Raw genomic sequence first — 14,167 nt, forward strand, 5'->3', positions numbered from 1 at the left:
CTCATACTCACGCACCGCAGCTTCACCTCCCCTCTGGACAAATGGCCCTAGGCTCCCGCCTAGAGCAAGGGCAGGTTTATTATACCACCGCACTAGATCGAAGTCAAACATTAGGGCCGCCTTAATCCAGGGGGAACTCTATAATCAAAACACCGTCGAAGTTGTTGTACCTGAAGGTATACTGCTTACCGCCAAAGGTCCTTGTGATCTGGGCTTGGGGATACTCAGCCGCGATCTCCATTTGCCAATCCCAGGCCCTCCTGGCCTCGTCACCAACGGCTGGACGCCTTTCGTCGAAGAGCCGGCACCCCCTCCGTCCCGGCTGGAAATGGCAGGGTGGCGGGGAACGGGTCAAGCGGGAGGGAACAGCCCATGGCTCAGATGCACACGGCCGCCACAAACAGCACCGCCCTTCTTGGTTGGCATTTATTGCTATTTCCATTGTACCATGTTAGAAGTGTAATTTGGATAGTTGCGCAAAAGCAAGCAGCCCAGAACTCCGTTTCCATCGGCGTTTTGGGTTGCTTCTCCTCTGATAAGCAGATCAGACGTTGAAGCGGAAGAAGATCACATCGCCATCCTGCACCGCGTAGTCCTTGCCCTCAATGCGCTGCAGCCCCTGCTCCCGGCAGGCCTGCACCGAGCCTTCCCGCACCAAGACATCCCAGGGGATCACTTCCGCCCGGATAAAGCCCCGCTCCATATCTGTATGGATCCGTCCCGCAGCCTGGGGCGCCAGAAGGCCCCGGGGAATGATCCAGGCCCTGGTTTCCTCACCCTTGATGGTGTAGAAGGTAATCAGGTTCAAAAGGCGCACGCCCGCCTCCACCAGGCGGTGCAGGGCAGGCTTGTCCATACCGACATCCTCTAAAAACAGCTTCGCTTCCTCCGGATCTAAGCGGGTTAGTTCCCGCTCAAAATCCGCAGCCATGGTGATCACTTCCGCGCCCTCTTCCGCCGCCCAGGCCAGGAAATCCCCGGGGGCCTCTTGGTTTTCCTCATCGGTGTTGAGCACATACACCACCGGTTTGGCTGAAAGGAGCGGCAGACCTGGCAGAGCTGGGAGGGAAGTGCGGCGCAGGGGAATGCCCTGCTCCAGAGCGGCCTGGTACTTTTCCAGCAGCTCCAGCTCTTCTTTGTACTTGGCCTCTCCGGTTTTGAGCATCCTTTCGGTCCGCTCCCGGCGCTTGCGGATGGTCTCCAGATCAGCCAACATCAGTTCCAGGTCTACGATTTCCACATCCCGCCGGGGATCCACGGTACCGGTGCTGTGGGCCACATCTTCATTGGTAAACAGGCGCACCACGTGGGCCAGGGCATCCACCTCCCGGATATGCCCCAAGAACTGGTTGCCCAAACCTTCTCCCCTGCTGGCCCCCTTCACCAGGCCGGCAATGTCCACAAACTCAATGGTCGCGCCTGTGAGGATCTGGGGCTGGCTCACCTGGGCGATGGCCAGCAGGCGCTCATCGGGAATGAGTACCACTCCCTGGTTCGGTTCGATGGTGCAAAACGGGTAGTTCAGTGCCGGCACATCCAGCCCGGTGAGGGCGTTGAACACCGTTGATTTGCCCACATTGGGCAGGCCGATGATGCCGATCCGCAGCGCCATTGATTTCACCTCCGGAACAAGGTAAACTAAAGAGCGAACGCGCAGTCGTAAAGGAGGATTCTACCATGCGGCGACTAACCAGGGCCGCGATCATCGCCGCCGCCTACATCGCCTTGGTCTTTGCCTTTCAATTTGCCAGCTTCGGGCCCATTCAGTTTCGGGTGGCCGAGGCCCTGACCCTCTTGCCCATGGTCTACCCGGAAGCCATCGGAGGCATCTACATAGGCACGCTCCTGGCCAACGTCCTGGGCGGCAACGGTCCCTGGGACATTTTCGGGGGCAGCCTGGTGAGTCTGCTCGCGGCCTATCTTACCTACCGCTACCGCCGGCATCCGGTTATACCCTACGCTTCCCCCATCGTGCTCAATGCCTTTTTGATCAGCTTGTACCTGCGCTTTATCTTGGAAGTCCCTTCCTACTGGCTCTTGGTGCTGAGCATCGGCTTCGGCCAGTCGGTGGTCGTTCTGGGGCTGGGCATTCCCCTCTTGCGCTTTATCCAAAGGCATCAGGACCGGTTTTTATAAGAGAGGATTTCCTCCACCAGGCGCTCCCGCAGGGCATCCACCCCGCTGAAATCCATGGCTGCAGCATAGATGCTTTCCACTCCGGCGTGGACAGCCTGGGCCTTCTGGAGCTCGGCGATGCCCAAATCCACAAGCTCCCTGAAGAGCTGGCGATCCCGGGCGTTTGCCCCACCTTCCCCTCCCCGGCCGCAGATCAGGCGCCGGCCGGCCAGGTCTTCCAAAGGCTCCAGAGCGGTTGCGGTGAGCACCGCCAGGTTCAGCTCAGGCAGGAGCAGGTGCAAAAGCTTACCCGGATCCAGGGGATAGTGAAATGCCTCCACCTGAAGCCCTGCCAGCTCCGCTTGGCTTAGGATCAGCTCTAGGTAGTGGAACTGCCCCGCACCTGGGGGGCCCGTGAAGATATACCTGGTGAAGCCGGCGCTGAGAGCGCCGATCTCGCTCACATACCCCTGGGGAGTTAAGGCGGAAGCAAAAAGGCGCCGGGTTTTCTGGGGTGTCAAGGCAGCCTTCCCGGCGCGGCGGATGGGCCCGAGGATCTCCTCCAGGGCGGAGCTTACATCCAGTTTGTTCCCGCTGCTTCTGGCCGCGACGTTTTCTTCCACCGCCAGGGCCGCGGCAAAGTAGCGGTAGGCCGCCTGGAAATGGACCCCTTTTTTCCTTCCGGCCGCGGCAATCTCTTCCCTCTTTTGGGCCAGCTTCTCCCCATCCCAAAACTCCCCAAGGTTGAGGAACTCATCCCGGCAGCCGGGCCACGCGGGCTCCTGCACATGGGGAAAGGTGGCGTCCATCACCGCCACCCCCAATTCCCCGCAGGCAAAGGCGTCCAGCGAATGGGCATCGGAGCTGCAGAAAAAAAGCTCTACGGAAAGGCCCTCTGCCGCCAGCCTTTCCGCCAGGTCTTTCATCAGGCGTGATTTGCCCGTGCCGGGCCCGCCCTTAAGCAGGTACACCCGGCGGGCGTCCTCGCCGATAATGTGGTGAAAAAAGGAATGGAAACCCTTGGCGCTGTTGCTTCCCGCAAACAGCCTGCGCACTGGCACTGCACAGCCCCCCTCTAGTTGCTCGACTGCTCCCAGTATATTCTTCACCGCGGAGGCGTGCTCTGCCCCTTGATCTGGCGCACCAATTTATCCCGGGGGATGAGGATCACCCGGCCGCAGGTGGTGCATTTCAGGCGCGTGTCCACCCCGGGCTTGATTACCTCCCAGGTCTGGCCCCCACAGGGGTGCTTCTTGCGCAGCGTCAAGATCTGCCCCACTTCATGCATGGCGATACCCCCCAAGATTTCCCTGTACTGCAATTATTATAGCATAGGTTTTCGGCAATTATTTAGAGGGTATTCCCCCCTGGCGCAGAACTATTGAGGGGAGATCAAAGTCTGGATGAAAGGATGACCTACTTGAAAAGGATTAATGCCCTGCTTTTAGTTGCCATTCTTGCCCTGTCCATTTTCGCTGCTCCCCTGGCCACGCTGGCGGAAAGCGGCGCTGACGCGGAGGTTGTGGCCAAGGTGAACGGTGTTGCCATAACCAGGCAGCAGTTTTTAGATCTCCTGGAAGCTGAGTACGGTTTTTACGCCCTGCAGGAGCTGGTCCAGAAGGAACTGATCCGGCAGAAGGCTGAACAGATGGAGATCAGCGTCGATGAAGCGGAGTTCAACGAAACATGGGAGCTGATCGTGGCTCAGCTGGGCGGACCGCAGATGATGCAGCTTATGCTGCTGCAGAACGGCATCAGCGAGCGGCAGTTCCGGGAGCAGCTCCGCTGGAACATGCTGGTTTCTGCCCTGGCCGGCGCTGAGGTGGAAGTGACCGAAGAAACGCTGCAGCAGTGGTTTGAAGCCAACCGGAACCGCTATGACCAACCCCTGGCGGTGGAAGTCAGCCACATCCTGGTGGACACTGAAGAGCAGGCCCAGGAGCTTTTGGCCCTGCTGGAAGAAGGGGCAGACCTGGCCGATCTGGCCGCTGAACACTCTCTGGATCCCGGTACAGTAACCCAAGGCGGTTACCTGGGCTGGATCACCGAGGGCCTCACAGTGCCCGAGTTTGAGTCCCTGGCCTTTGGCCTGGAAGTTGGCGCCTTCGGCATTGCAGAAAGTGTCTACGGTTGGCATGTGGTCACGGTCCATTCCAGGCAGGAAGCGAAGACGGCCAACTACGCTGAAGTGGCCGAGCAGGTGGAGCAGGATTACCGCCGGTCCAATGCCCTGGATTTCCAGAGCTACGTGGCTAAACTGGAACAGGAAGCTAGTCTGGAGATTCTCTGGGAGCCTAAATAGTTAGGTTGAAGAAATGGGAAATAAGGAAGCGCCCTTCCCAGCTGGGAATGGGCGCTTTTCTTGATCCTGCCGTTTGAACTATGCTTTCCGCCAGCGCAGAACGGGATGCCTGGCTGCCCGGGCCTCATCGACCCTTTTCACCGGTGTGTTGTGGGGTGCGGAGGTGAGCATTTCCGGCTGCTCCTCGGCCTCTTTGGCGATCTGGCGCATCACTTCTATGAACTGATCCAAGGTGGATTTGGCTTCTGTTTCGGTAGGCTCGATCATGATGGCCTCATCCACAATCAGCGGGAAGTACACTGTGGGTGCGTGGTAACCGTAGTCAGAGAGGCGTTTCGCCAGATCCAGGGTGCGCACACCGTGCTTCTTCAGACCGGACCCGGAGAGCACGAACTCGTGCATGCAGATCCGGTCGTAGGGCAGTTCGAAAACATCCTTCAGTTTGTTCATCATGTAGTTGGCGTTGAGCACCGCGGTCTCGCTCACTTCCCGCAGGCCTTCCGGTCCGTGGGAGAGGATGTAGGCATAGGCCTTGGCGTAGACCAGGAAGTTCCCGTAGAAGGAGCGCACCCGCCCGATGGAATGCTCAGGCATAACCAGGCGGAACCGATCCCCTTCCTTTTCCACCACAGGTCCCGGCAGGAAGGGCGCGAGCTCCTTGGAGACCACGATGGGACCGGCACCGGGCCCGCCTCCGCCGTGGGGAGTGGAGAAGGTTTTGTGCAAATTGAAATGGACGACGTCAAAACCCGTATCCCCCGGCCGCACGATGCCCAAGATCGCGTTGGCGTTGGCTCCATCGTAGTAGAGCAGGCCGCCCGCGGCGTGGACGATCTCGGCGATTTCACAGATGTTCTCATCGAAGAGGCCCAAGGTGTTGGGGTTGGTGAGCATCAGCCCCGCGGTGTTGGGGCCAACCAGCTTCCTCAGGGCCTCCACATCCACTCCGCCCCGCTCATCGGAGGGCACTTCCACCACTTTGTAGCCCACCATGGCGCAGCTGGCCGGGTTGGTGCCGTGGGCCGAGTCGGGGACGATCATCTCGTTGCGGTGTCCCTCGCCCCGGTGATTGTGGTAGGCCTTGATCACCATGAGCCCGGAGAGTTCCCCGTGGGCCCCCGCTGCAGGCTGCAGGCTTGTCTTGGCCAGCCCGGCGATGGCCGCCAGGTGCTCGCCCAGGTTGTAGATGAGCTCCAGCGCGCCCTGCACCGTCTCCTCCGGCTGGTAGGGATGGATGGCGCTGAGGCCCGGCAGGCTCACCAGATCCTCATGCACCCTGGGGTTGTACTTCATGGTGCAGGAACCCAGGGGGTAAAAGCCCACATCCACCCCGTGGTTGAGCCTGGAAAGCTGCGTGTAGTGGCGCACCACTTCCGGCTCGCTCACTTCCGGCAGCTGTGGCGGTTCACTGCGCAGGTATTCCTGGGGAATCAGCTCCTCCAGGGGTGTTTCCGGTACATCCAGCTCCGGCAAGCGGTAGCCCCGCCGGCCCGGCGTGGAGCGTTCAAAGATCAAGGGGACATTGGCACGTACGGTCATGAGATCAACCCCCTTAGCGTGCTGACAAAGGCGTCCATTTCTGCCTTCGTCCGTGCCTCGGTGACGGAGAACAGGGCCAGTTCAGGCTGGCCGAACCTGGCCAGGGGCAGGCCGCCCAAAAAGCCGTGGTCCAAAAGGCGCCTGTTGATCTCGGCCCAGTCCACGGCGCCCCGCAGGGCGAACTCCCTAAAGGAGGGCGCCGAAAAGGCTGCCTTAAGGCCAGGAATCTCCAGCAGGCGCTGCTTCAGATAGTGGGTCTTCTGCAGGCACTGGTACCCCACGTCCCTAAAGCCCTGCTTGCCCAGGACACTCAGGTAGATGGTGGCAGCCAGGGCGTTGAGGGCCTGGTTGGAACAGATGTTCGAGGTGGCCTTTTCCCGGCGGATGTGCTGCTCCCTGGTCTGCAGGGTGAGCACGAAGGCCCGCTTTCCTTCAGCATCCACCGTTTCCCCCACCACCCGGCCGGGCATGCGCCGGATCAGCTTGTCTGTGGTGGCGAAAAAGCCAAAGGCCGGCCCGCCAAAGCCCATGGCCTGGCCCAGGCTCTGGCCGTCGCCCACCACGATATCGGCGTTCAGCTCCCCGGGGGGTTTCAGCAGGCTGAGGCTGATGGGATCCACCGCCATGACCAAAAGACCCCCGTTTTCATGGACGCGCTTTTCCAGTTCCGCGACGGGTTCCAAGAGCCCGAAGAAGTTGGGCTGCTGCACCACAACGCAGGCAGCCTCCGCCCAGGGTACTTCATCCAACCGGCTGAGGTCCACCGTGCCTGTTTGCGGATCCTGGGGCAGATAGACCATGGCCACATCCTGGTTTTCCAGGTAGAGGCGGACCACTTCCTGCCACTCGGGGTGCAAAGTCGCGGGCAGGATCACCAGTTCCCGCCTGGTGGCGGCGCAGGCCATGAGGCAGGCTTCCGCCAGGGCGCTGGCCCCGTCGTACATGGAGGCATTGGCCGCGTCCATGGCGGTGAGCTCGCAGATCATGGTCTGGTACTCAAAAATGCTCTGCAGCACGCCTTGGGTGATCTCGGGCTGGTAGGGCGTATAGGCGGTGAGGAATTCGCCCCGCCCGATGATGTGCTTGATGATACTGGGCGTCAGATGATCGTACACACCGGCTCCCAAAAAGGAAACCAGCTTGGTTGCATCTTGGTTTTTAGCTGCCAGCTCCCGGAAATGGCGGATCAGCTCCGCTTCGCTTAACGGGCCGGGAACGTCCAGTTCTCCCTGGAAGATGGCCTCCTGGGGAATGTCCTGGAAGAGATCGTCGATCTTTTCCAAGCCCAGGCTGGTTAGCATCTCCCGCCTTTCATCCTCTGTGATGGGGATATACCGCACTTGGTTAGACCCCCTTCAGATACTCGGCGTACTCCTGTTCGTTCATGAGATCGCCAACTTGAGCCGCATCGTCCAGCTCGATCTCCGCGATCCAGCCTTTATCCAGGGGAGATTCATTGATCAGTTCCGGGCTGTCTTCCAAAGCTTCGTTCACAGCCACGATCCTGCCGCTCACCGGAGCATACACGTCGGAAACAGCCTTCACCGACTCCAAAACAGCAAAGCCTTCGCCTTCTTCCACAACGTCACCCACGGACGGCAGGTCCACGAAAACGATGTCGCCCAGCTCGTTTTGGGCGTAATCGCTGATACCGACCCGGACAACGCTGCCCTTTACCAGAACCCACTCGTGCTCCTTGGTATACAGCAGTTTCTCACTCATGATGAAACCTCCTCGTTGTTTTCTCTATCTAGCCCGGCCAGCTAAGCCAGGAAGCGGCCCTTGATGATCTTGGCCCGGGCTAGTTTATTCCTGATCTGCACTCGGATTTCCGTATCCGGTTTGGCCAGATCGATCCGTACATAGCCCATCCCGATGGGATAGCCCAAACTCGGCGAGTGGGTGCCGCTGGTCACGGCCCCAATCTCTTCCCCATCCAGGCTGAGCAGGGGGTAACCCTGGCGGGGAATCCCCCGATCCAGCATGGTGAAGGCGACCAGCTTGCGCTGGAGCCCCTCTTCCTTCTGCTTGAGCAGGACGTCGCGGCCGGTGAACTCCTTGTGCAGCTTAACAAAGCGCCCCAGGCCCGCCTCCAGGGGTGTGGTATCCTCATCGATGTCGTTGCCGTAAAGGGGCATGCGGGCCTCTAAACGCAGAGTGTCCCGGGCCCCCAGGCCCACCGGTTTGACTCCGTATTTCTCCCCCTGGGCCAGGAAGGCATCCCAGAGTTCTTCCGCGAAGGCGTTGGGGAAGTACAGCTCGAAGCCGTCTTCACCGGTGTACCCGGTGCGGGAAAGGAGCACCTTCACACCTTTGTACTCCGGCTCCATAAACGTATAATTGCGCAGCTCAGCCACGGATACCCCCAGCACCTCTTCCACCAAGGGCGGGGACTTGGGCCCCTGGATGGCAATCAGGGTGACTTCTCCGCTGCGATCCACCAGCTCCGTGCCTGGCTGGAGGTTCTGCTCAATCCAGGCGTAGTCTTTAGCCGTATTGGCGGCGTTGACCACCAGCAAAAAGCCCTGCTCAGTGCGGTAAGCCAGGATATCGTCGATGATCCCGCCCCGCTCGTTGGTCAGGCAGGTGTACTGGATCTCACCCACCTTCAGCTGGCTGGCATCGTTGCTGCCCAGCCTGTTCACGGTGTCCAGGGCTCCGGGACCTGTGACCTCGAATTCACCCATGTGGGTGAGATCGAAAATGCCCACGCTGGAGCGCACAGTGAGGTGTTCCTCCACCAAGCCGGTGTACTGCACCGGCATCTCAAAGCCCGCGTACTCCACCATCTTGGCACCCATGGCCCGGTGCCTGGCAGTAAGCGGCGTCTGTTTCACTTGTCCCTCTCCTTTCCTTTCTTCCAGCCCAGCGCTGAAATCTTACCAAGTTCTTCTCCACCAGAAACTAGTTTCCTCCTGTCACCAATTCTCAACTCGTGGATAATATAAAGGGCTACTACCCTTTGTTAAGGGGGGATAGGCCGTGTCTTTGCTTAAGCGGATTGTGGATCCTCTACTTAAGGCGCGCCGCAAAACCGTGATCCTCATCTGGCGGCGCAAACGGCGCTAGCGGGATCGTTTCCCCAAGTTATGCACATTATCCACAGGGCCTGTGGACAACTCTGTGGATTCTACCTGTTCAGGAAGTATAAGATGATGAAGAAGATGATGGCGATGATCACCCAGCCCGCCTGAACCACCTTTTTCGTCTCGGGGTTGGAGCGCACCTCGCTGCGCAGGCGTCGGCGTTCGGCGCGGCTGGCCTGCTTGATCAGGCTCACTCCCTTGGCGATATCCCCGGTCTTGCGGTACAAAACACCCAGATTGTGGGTGGCGGTGGGGTTGTCCGGATCTAAGAGCAGAGCCTGTTCATAGGCAGCCTTGGCCCGATCATGCCAGCCCCGCTCGGCATAGATGTTCCCCAGGTTGGAGTGGGCGCTGGCCAGGGTGGGGTCCATGGCTAGGGCCTCGTTGAAGCAGATTTCCGCCTGGCGCAGGTCCTTGCGCCGGGCAAAGATCACCCCCAGTTTGTTCATGGCCGGGGCGTGCTGCGGGTCTTCTTCCAGGAGCTGCCTGAGGATTTCCTCCGCTTTGTCCAGCTCCCATTTGTCCATGTGGTACAGCGCTTGGCTGTAGAGTTCCTCACTGCGGGCGGTCACAGCTGACCACCTCCCCTATGTACGAGATCGTTTGTTTCATTATACCTAAAAAGCGGGACAAAAGCCACACTAGGCGGCAGCATGCCACAGGAGCTGAGCCATGAGCCAAAGGCCCACCAGCCCCAGGATGGGGTAGGCCATCTGGATCAGCCAGCTGAAGCCCAGATGGGAGAGGACCGTGCCGGTGCCAACGGCAACAAGGGCCGCTCCAGGCCAGTTCAGCCAGGGAAGCGCCGCCAGCCGGCTGGCCAAAGCCAAACTGTTGGCCGCCGCGGTGGTGAACATGGCGCACCAGAGGAGGAGAAGATATACCCTCTGAGCAGGGGCTCCCCAAGCCGAGAGCAGATGGAAAAGGGGGAAAGCATCCCCCAGCTCCGCCGCGCCGAGGGTGCCCAGGGCCAGGTACAAAAGGAGCATGCTCAGGCCCAAGACGCCGCTGCCCACCGCGGCCATGGCCCAGCGCTGGCCCCGGGTTTTCAGGTACTGGTGGCTGGCGGCCAGAAAGGCCAGGGCAAAGCCCAGGTTGTAGCAGGCGTAGAGGGTTCCTGCCTCCAGGGCCTTCCACAGCCCTCCCCTTTCCACGAAGGGCTGGGCCCAGGTCAAGCCATGATTGGCCAGTTGAACCACTCCCATCAGGCACAGAAAGCCCACAAGCAGCGGGGCGATCCAGCCGCTCACCTTAATGACAAGTCCCGTACCCCGGCGGAGCAGCAGGTAGACCAGGAGCGCGGAACCGAACCTGAGGAGCTCGCTCTGCCAGCTTGATCTACCCACCGCGGCCAAGCCGGCAAACATAACGCTTGTGCCCACTAGCAAAAACAGGCTGTACAAGCCGTCAAAAAGGCCGCTGAGCCTGGGCTCCAGCGCTTTCAGGAGCTCGCCATAGGAGCTGACGCCGTGGCGGGCGCAGCTTTCGAGAATCAGGCCGGTACCTGCACACAAAAGCAGTGCAGCCCAGACCACACCAGCCAGCCCGGCCCGTCCGTAGCGCACAAAGAAGACGACCAGTTCCTTCCCGGTGGCGAACCCCGCGCCCACCACCCCGGCCACGAAGAGCCCAGTTACCCCCCACACTCCCACTGCATCACCCCCGCTTCCACCCTATTCGGACCAGTTCCGTTCCATGTTAGGGGACAAGTAGGCATAAATTTCAAGCCAGAGCATATACTAGCAGAAGAATGGGCGGCGGGAGGTGGCCGGATGTTGGAAGATGCAGATGTGCTGGGGCGTATCCATTGGAGTGAGCCCGTGGCCGCGTCCTATTTGGCGGTCACCTTAGCTTCCCTCCCCATCCGTCCCTTTGTGGACATCGTCTGTGTGGGCACGGACCGCTCCACGGGAGATTCCTTGGGTCCGTTTATTGGCTCGGCCCTGGTGAGGCACCAGGACAGGGGACTGCTGCCCCCCAGCGTATGCGTGTACGGAACCATTCACCAGCCGGTGCACGCCCTGAACCTGGCGGAGACCATTGAGATGATCCGCCGCCAGAGCCGGAAGAGCACGGTTATTGCCGTGGACGCCTGCCTGGGCCGGGTGAAAAGTATCGGTTATATTTCCATCAAACGCGGCCCGCTGCAGCCCGGTACCGGCGTGAACAAGCAGCTGCCTCCGGTGGGCGATTACCATATCATCGGTGTGGTCAATGCCTCTGGTTTCTTGGAGCACGCGGTTTTGCAGAACACCAGGCTGAGCCTGGTTTTGAGCATGGCAGAGGTGATTGCCGAGGCTCTCCTCCTCTACCTGGGCAGCCACTCCTCCAAGGCGGAAGTGGCCCTGGGCCCCTTTTCCCGGCTTTAGCGGCTCGGTGTTCCACGTGGAACACCCCTCTGGGATCCAGGGTTTGGCGGGTCAACGCAAAAGAAATGTTCCACGTGGAACACTTCCCAACCCAGAAGGACTGTTCCACGTGGAACATCTTTATATTCATCTGACAAGACCGGAGATTGTTCCACGTGGAACACTCCCTTTTAGATCCTGCCGATTAGCTCCAGCAGCCTTTCCAGTTCTTCGTCGGAGTAATACTCAATGGAGATCCGGCCCGCGCCCTTACGATAGGTAACCGACACCTTGGTGCCCAGCCGCCTTTGTAGTTCCTCCTCCAACTGGACCAGCTCCGGGCTCTTGGCCTTTGCCCCTCGGCGGCTGCGGCGGGACACGCTGCGCTCACTGTTCACCAGCTCCTCCAGCTGCCGCACGCTCAGCCCCTCAGCCACGACCCTCTTAGCCAGCTCCGTACGCTTCTTCTTGTTGGCCACACCCAGGAGCACCTTGGCATGGCCCACCGACAGCAGGCCGTCCCGCACCATCTGCCGTTCCGTTTCATCTAGACTCAGAAGCCTCAGGGCGTTGGCGATGGTGGAGCGTTTCTTCCCCACGGCCTTGGCCGCCTGGGTCTGGGTAAAGCCGAATTCCTCAATTAGGCGCTGGTATCCCTGGGCTTCTTCGATGGGATTGAGATCCTCCCTCTGCAGGTTTTCAATCAAAGCCACCTGCATCACTTCCTGATCCTCGAAATCCCGGACCAAGGCTGGGACCTCACTCAACCCCGCCAGGCGGGCCGCCCGCACCCGCCTTTCCCCGGCCACCAGCTGATACGTGCGGCCGGTGCGCCGAACCAGGACCGGTTCCAAGAGCCCTAGCTCAGCGATGGACTGGGCCAGCTCCTGCAGTTTCTCCTCATCAAAATGTTCCCTGGGTTGGTAGGGGTTGGGCTCAATGAGCTCGAGGGCAATCTGCTGCACCTCGCCGCCGGGACGTTCCGGTTCCGTTTCCGGAATGAGCGCCCGCAAACCTCTGCCTAATCTCTGCGTACTCATGAGTTCAAGACCTCCTGGGCTAAGCTGGCATAGGCTTCCGCACCCTTGCTCTTGGGGTCATAGAGCGCTATGGGCTTGCCAAAACTCGGCGCCTCGCCTAAGCGCACGTTGCGGGGAATCACCGACTGGTACACCCGCACAGTGTTTTGGAAATAGGTGCGCACATCTTCAATGACCTGCTGCGACAAATTGGTGCGCACATCGTACATGGTCATCACCACACCTTCCCACTCCAGGGTCGGATTGAGGTGTTCCTGCACCATGGCAATGGTGCTCACCAGCTGGCTGAGGCCTTCCAGGGCATAGTACTCGCACTGAATGGGCACCAAGACCGAATCGGCTGCAGTCAGGCCGTTGATGGTGAGCAGGCCCAAGGACGGAGGGGCATCTATAATAATGAAGTCATAGCGGTCCCGCACCGAATCCAAAGCCTTCTTCAAGCGGAACTCCCGGGATAGGGTGGACACAAGCTCGATTTCGGCTCCCGCCAGGTCGATGGTGGCGGGGGCCACATGGAAGTTCTCAATGTCTGTTGGCGCGATAATGTGCTCGATCTTATCCCCATCAATGAGCACCGAATACATACAGCGGGTGACCTTCCGCTTGTCCACGCCCACGCCGCTGGAGGCGTTCCCCTGGGGATCGATATCCACCAGGAGCACCTTCTTGCCGGCTAAAGCGAGATAAGCCCCTAAGTTGACCGCCGTTGTGCTTTTCCCCACTCCGCCTTTTTGGTTGACGATTGCAATCACTTTAGCCATGCCCTTCACTCCCTCGGCCTTTCTGCACCCTGATCACAACCTGGTAAACCTCATCGTCTTCTTCCTCGTCCACCTGCACCACAAGTCCACTGGCCTGCAGTGTTCTGGCTAAGCGGTGTACGCTGTTGGAAAAAATGCGGAGATCCTTAATGACTAACTTCTGCTTGCCCGCGCCCCGATCCTGCTTCCGGCGGGGACCAGGCTCCGGGGAAGAGAGCAAAGCCTCAACCAGTTCCTCCGTCTGCTTGACGCTCAGTCCTTCCTTAACGATTCTCCCCAAAACCTCGAACTGTTGTTCGGTCGTGCGCAGCCGCAGCAGGGCCCGTCCATGTCTTTCGCTCAACATTTCCCGGGAAATAATTGCCCTGATTTCCTCCGGCAGTTTGAGCAGCCTCAGTTTGTTGGCCACGCTGGCTTGGCTGATGCCCAAGCGCTGGGCGAGCTCCTCTTGGGTTAAGTTAAACTCGCTGAGCAGCCGCTGGTAACCCTCGGCCACTTCCAGGACGTGGAGATCCTCCCGCTGCAGGTTCTCAATCAGGGCCAGCTCCGCCGCTTCCCGATCATCCACGTCCCGCACGATCGCGGGGATCACTTCCCATCCCAACAGTTTACAGGCCCGCAGGCGGCGCTCGCCCACGATCAGCTCATACCCCACAGCCGCCCGGCGCAGCATGATGGGCTGCAGCAAGCCGTGGAGGCGGATGCTCTCCGCCAGCTCCACCAACGACTCATCGTCAAACTCCTGGCGGGGCTGATATTTCCCGGCAGTGATCAGGTGGACCGGAACGGCCTGGACTTCTTCACTCCAGCCGCCCGGGGACTCTTCCTGGTTTACTGCACCGCTTTTCCGTCTCAACAGGACATCGGTCAGCTTCATAGGCTCACCTCTCCCACAGATACTAGTTACTTCTGTATGGACAGGGAAGTTCCTTCCAGACCAAAGCCGGAAACAAAAAGGCCCCCTGATCTAGGGGAC

The 14,167-nt window shown here is 59.9% G+C and carries 15 protein-coding genes; 3 read left to right on the plus strand and 12 right to left on the minus strand.

The window, feature by feature from the left end:
• Positions 1–544: 544 nt before the first annotated feature.
• Positions 545–1,612 (minus strand): redox-regulated ATPase YchF, encoded by a 1,068-nt coding sequence (gene ychF, locus ACE4YL_RS03795; protein WP_461358255.1) that lies wholly within the window; start codon positions 1,610–1,612, stop codon positions 545–547.
• A gap of 65 nt (positions 1,613–1,677) precedes the next feature.
• On the opposite strand from ychF, the gene ACE4YL_RS03800 reads away from it, so the two are divergent.
• On the plus strand, positions 1,678–2,136 hold the full coding sequence (locus ACE4YL_RS03800; protein WP_461358256.1) for a QueT transporter family protein: 459 nt from the start codon (positions 1,678–1,680) through the stop codon (positions 2,134–2,136).
• On the opposite strand, the gene ACE4YL_RS03805 is transcribed toward ACE4YL_RS03800, so the two are convergent.
• Together ACE4YL_RS03805 and ACE4YL_RS03810 are read right to left on the minus strand one after the other, a co-directional pair.
• Entirely contained in the window at positions 2,118–3,176 is a 1,059-nt protein-coding gene (locus tag ACE4YL_RS03805; protein WP_461358257.1) for a P-loop domain-containing protein, read from the minus strand. The two genes, ACE4YL_RS03800 and ACE4YL_RS03805, sit on opposite strands and share 19 nt — an antisense overlap.
• Positions 3,177–3,220: 44 nt before the next feature.
• On the minus strand, positions 3,221–3,403 hold the full coding sequence (locus ACE4YL_RS03810; protein ID WP_461358258.1) for a DUF951 domain-containing protein: 183 nt from the start codon (positions 3,401–3,403) through the stop codon (positions 3,221–3,223).
• Between the two features lie 132 nt (positions 3,404–3,535).
• On the opposite strand from ACE4YL_RS03810, the gene ACE4YL_RS03815 reads away from it, so the two are divergent.
• Positions 3,536–4,417 carry a peptidylprolyl isomerase gene (locus ACE4YL_RS03815; protein WP_461358259.1) on the plus strand — a complete coding sequence of 294 codons (882 nt, stop codon included), beginning with the start codon at positions 3,536–3,538 and terminating at the stop codon, positions 4,415–4,417.
• 78 nt (positions 4,418–4,495) lie between these two features.
• On the opposite strand, the gene gcvPB is transcribed toward ACE4YL_RS03815, so the two are convergent.
• From gcvPB to ACE4YL_RS03845, 6 genes are all read right to left on the minus strand, one after another.
• A complete protein-coding gene (gcvPB, locus tag ACE4YL_RS03820) occupies positions 4,496–5,956 on the minus strand; it encodes an aminomethyl-transferring glycine dehydrogenase subunit GcvPB (protein ID WP_461358260.1) in 1,461 nt (486 codons plus the stop codon).
• Complete coding sequence (gene gcvPA / locus ACE4YL_RS03825) at positions 5,953–7,296, minus strand: aminomethyl-transferring glycine dehydrogenase subunit GcvPA (protein WP_461358261.1); 1,344 nt, start codon at positions 7,294–7,296, stop codon at positions 5,953–5,955. The genes gcvPB and gcvPA overlap by 4 nt, the downstream gene beginning before the upstream one ends.
• Positions 7,297–7,300: 4 nt before the next feature.
• A complete protein-coding gene (gene gcvH / locus ACE4YL_RS03830) occupies positions 7,301–7,678 on the minus strand; it encodes a glycine cleavage system protein GcvH (protein ID WP_461358262.1) in 378 nt (125 codons plus the stop codon).
• A gap of 41 nt (positions 7,679–7,719) precedes the next feature.
• Positions 7,720–8,793: a glycine cleavage system aminomethyltransferase GcvT gene (gene gcvT / locus ACE4YL_RS03835; protein ID WP_461358263.1), complete on the minus strand. Its 1,074-nt coding sequence runs from the start codon at positions 8,791–8,793 to the stop codon at positions 7,720–7,722.
• A gap of 293 nt (positions 8,794–9,086) precedes the next feature.
• Complete coding sequence (locus ACE4YL_RS03840) at positions 9,087–9,614, minus strand: tetratricopeptide repeat protein (RefSeq protein WP_461358264.1); 528 nt, start codon at positions 9,612–9,614, stop codon at positions 9,087–9,089.
• Positions 9,615–9,683: 69 nt separating this feature from the next.
• Positions 9,684–10,694: a hypothetical protein gene (locus tag ACE4YL_RS03845; RefSeq protein ID WP_461360046.1), complete on the minus strand. Its 1,011-nt coding sequence runs from the start codon at positions 10,692–10,694 to the stop codon at positions 9,684–9,686.
• Positions 10,695–10,814: 120 nt separating this feature from the next.
• Between ACE4YL_RS03845 and yyaC the strand changes: the two genes are divergently transcribed.
• Positions 10,815–11,411 carry a spore protease YyaC gene (gene yyaC, locus ACE4YL_RS03850; protein ID WP_461359843.1) on the plus strand — a complete coding sequence of 199 codons (597 nt, stop codon included), beginning with the start codon at positions 10,815–10,817 and terminating at the stop codon, positions 11,409–11,411.
• A gap of 170 nt (positions 11,412–11,581) precedes the next feature.
• Here yyaC and ACE4YL_RS03855 read toward each other — a convergent pair whose 3' ends face one another.
• From ACE4YL_RS03855 to ACE4YL_RS03865, 3 genes are read right to left on the minus strand one after another with little or no spacing between them, the layout of a single operon-like run.
• On the minus strand, positions 11,582–12,430 hold the full coding sequence (locus tag ACE4YL_RS03855; RefSeq protein WP_461359842.1) for a ParB/RepB/Spo0J family partition protein: 849 nt from the start codon (positions 12,428–12,430) through the stop codon (positions 11,582–11,584).
• The gene (locus ACE4YL_RS03860; RefSeq protein WP_461359841.1) at positions 12,427–13,191 is read right to left on the minus strand and encodes a ParA family protein; all 765 of its coding nucleotides are present in this window, start codon (positions 13,189–13,191) and stop codon (positions 12,427–12,429) included. The genes ACE4YL_RS03855 and ACE4YL_RS03860 overlap by 4 nt, the downstream gene beginning before the upstream one ends.
• Entirely contained in the window at positions 13,184–14,068 is an 885-nt protein-coding gene (locus ACE4YL_RS03865) for a ParB/RepB/Spo0J family partition protein (RefSeq protein ID WP_461365345.1), read from the minus strand. The genes ACE4YL_RS03860 and ACE4YL_RS03865 overlap by 8 nt, the downstream gene beginning before the upstream one ends.
• Positions 14,069–14,167 lie beyond the last annotated feature (99 nt).

It is taken from the genome of Candidatus Darwinibacter acetoxidans, from assembly GCF_041936445.1.
Classification (GTDB): Bacteria; Bacillota; Limnochordia; order Darwinibacteriales; family Darwinibacteriaceae; genus DTU010.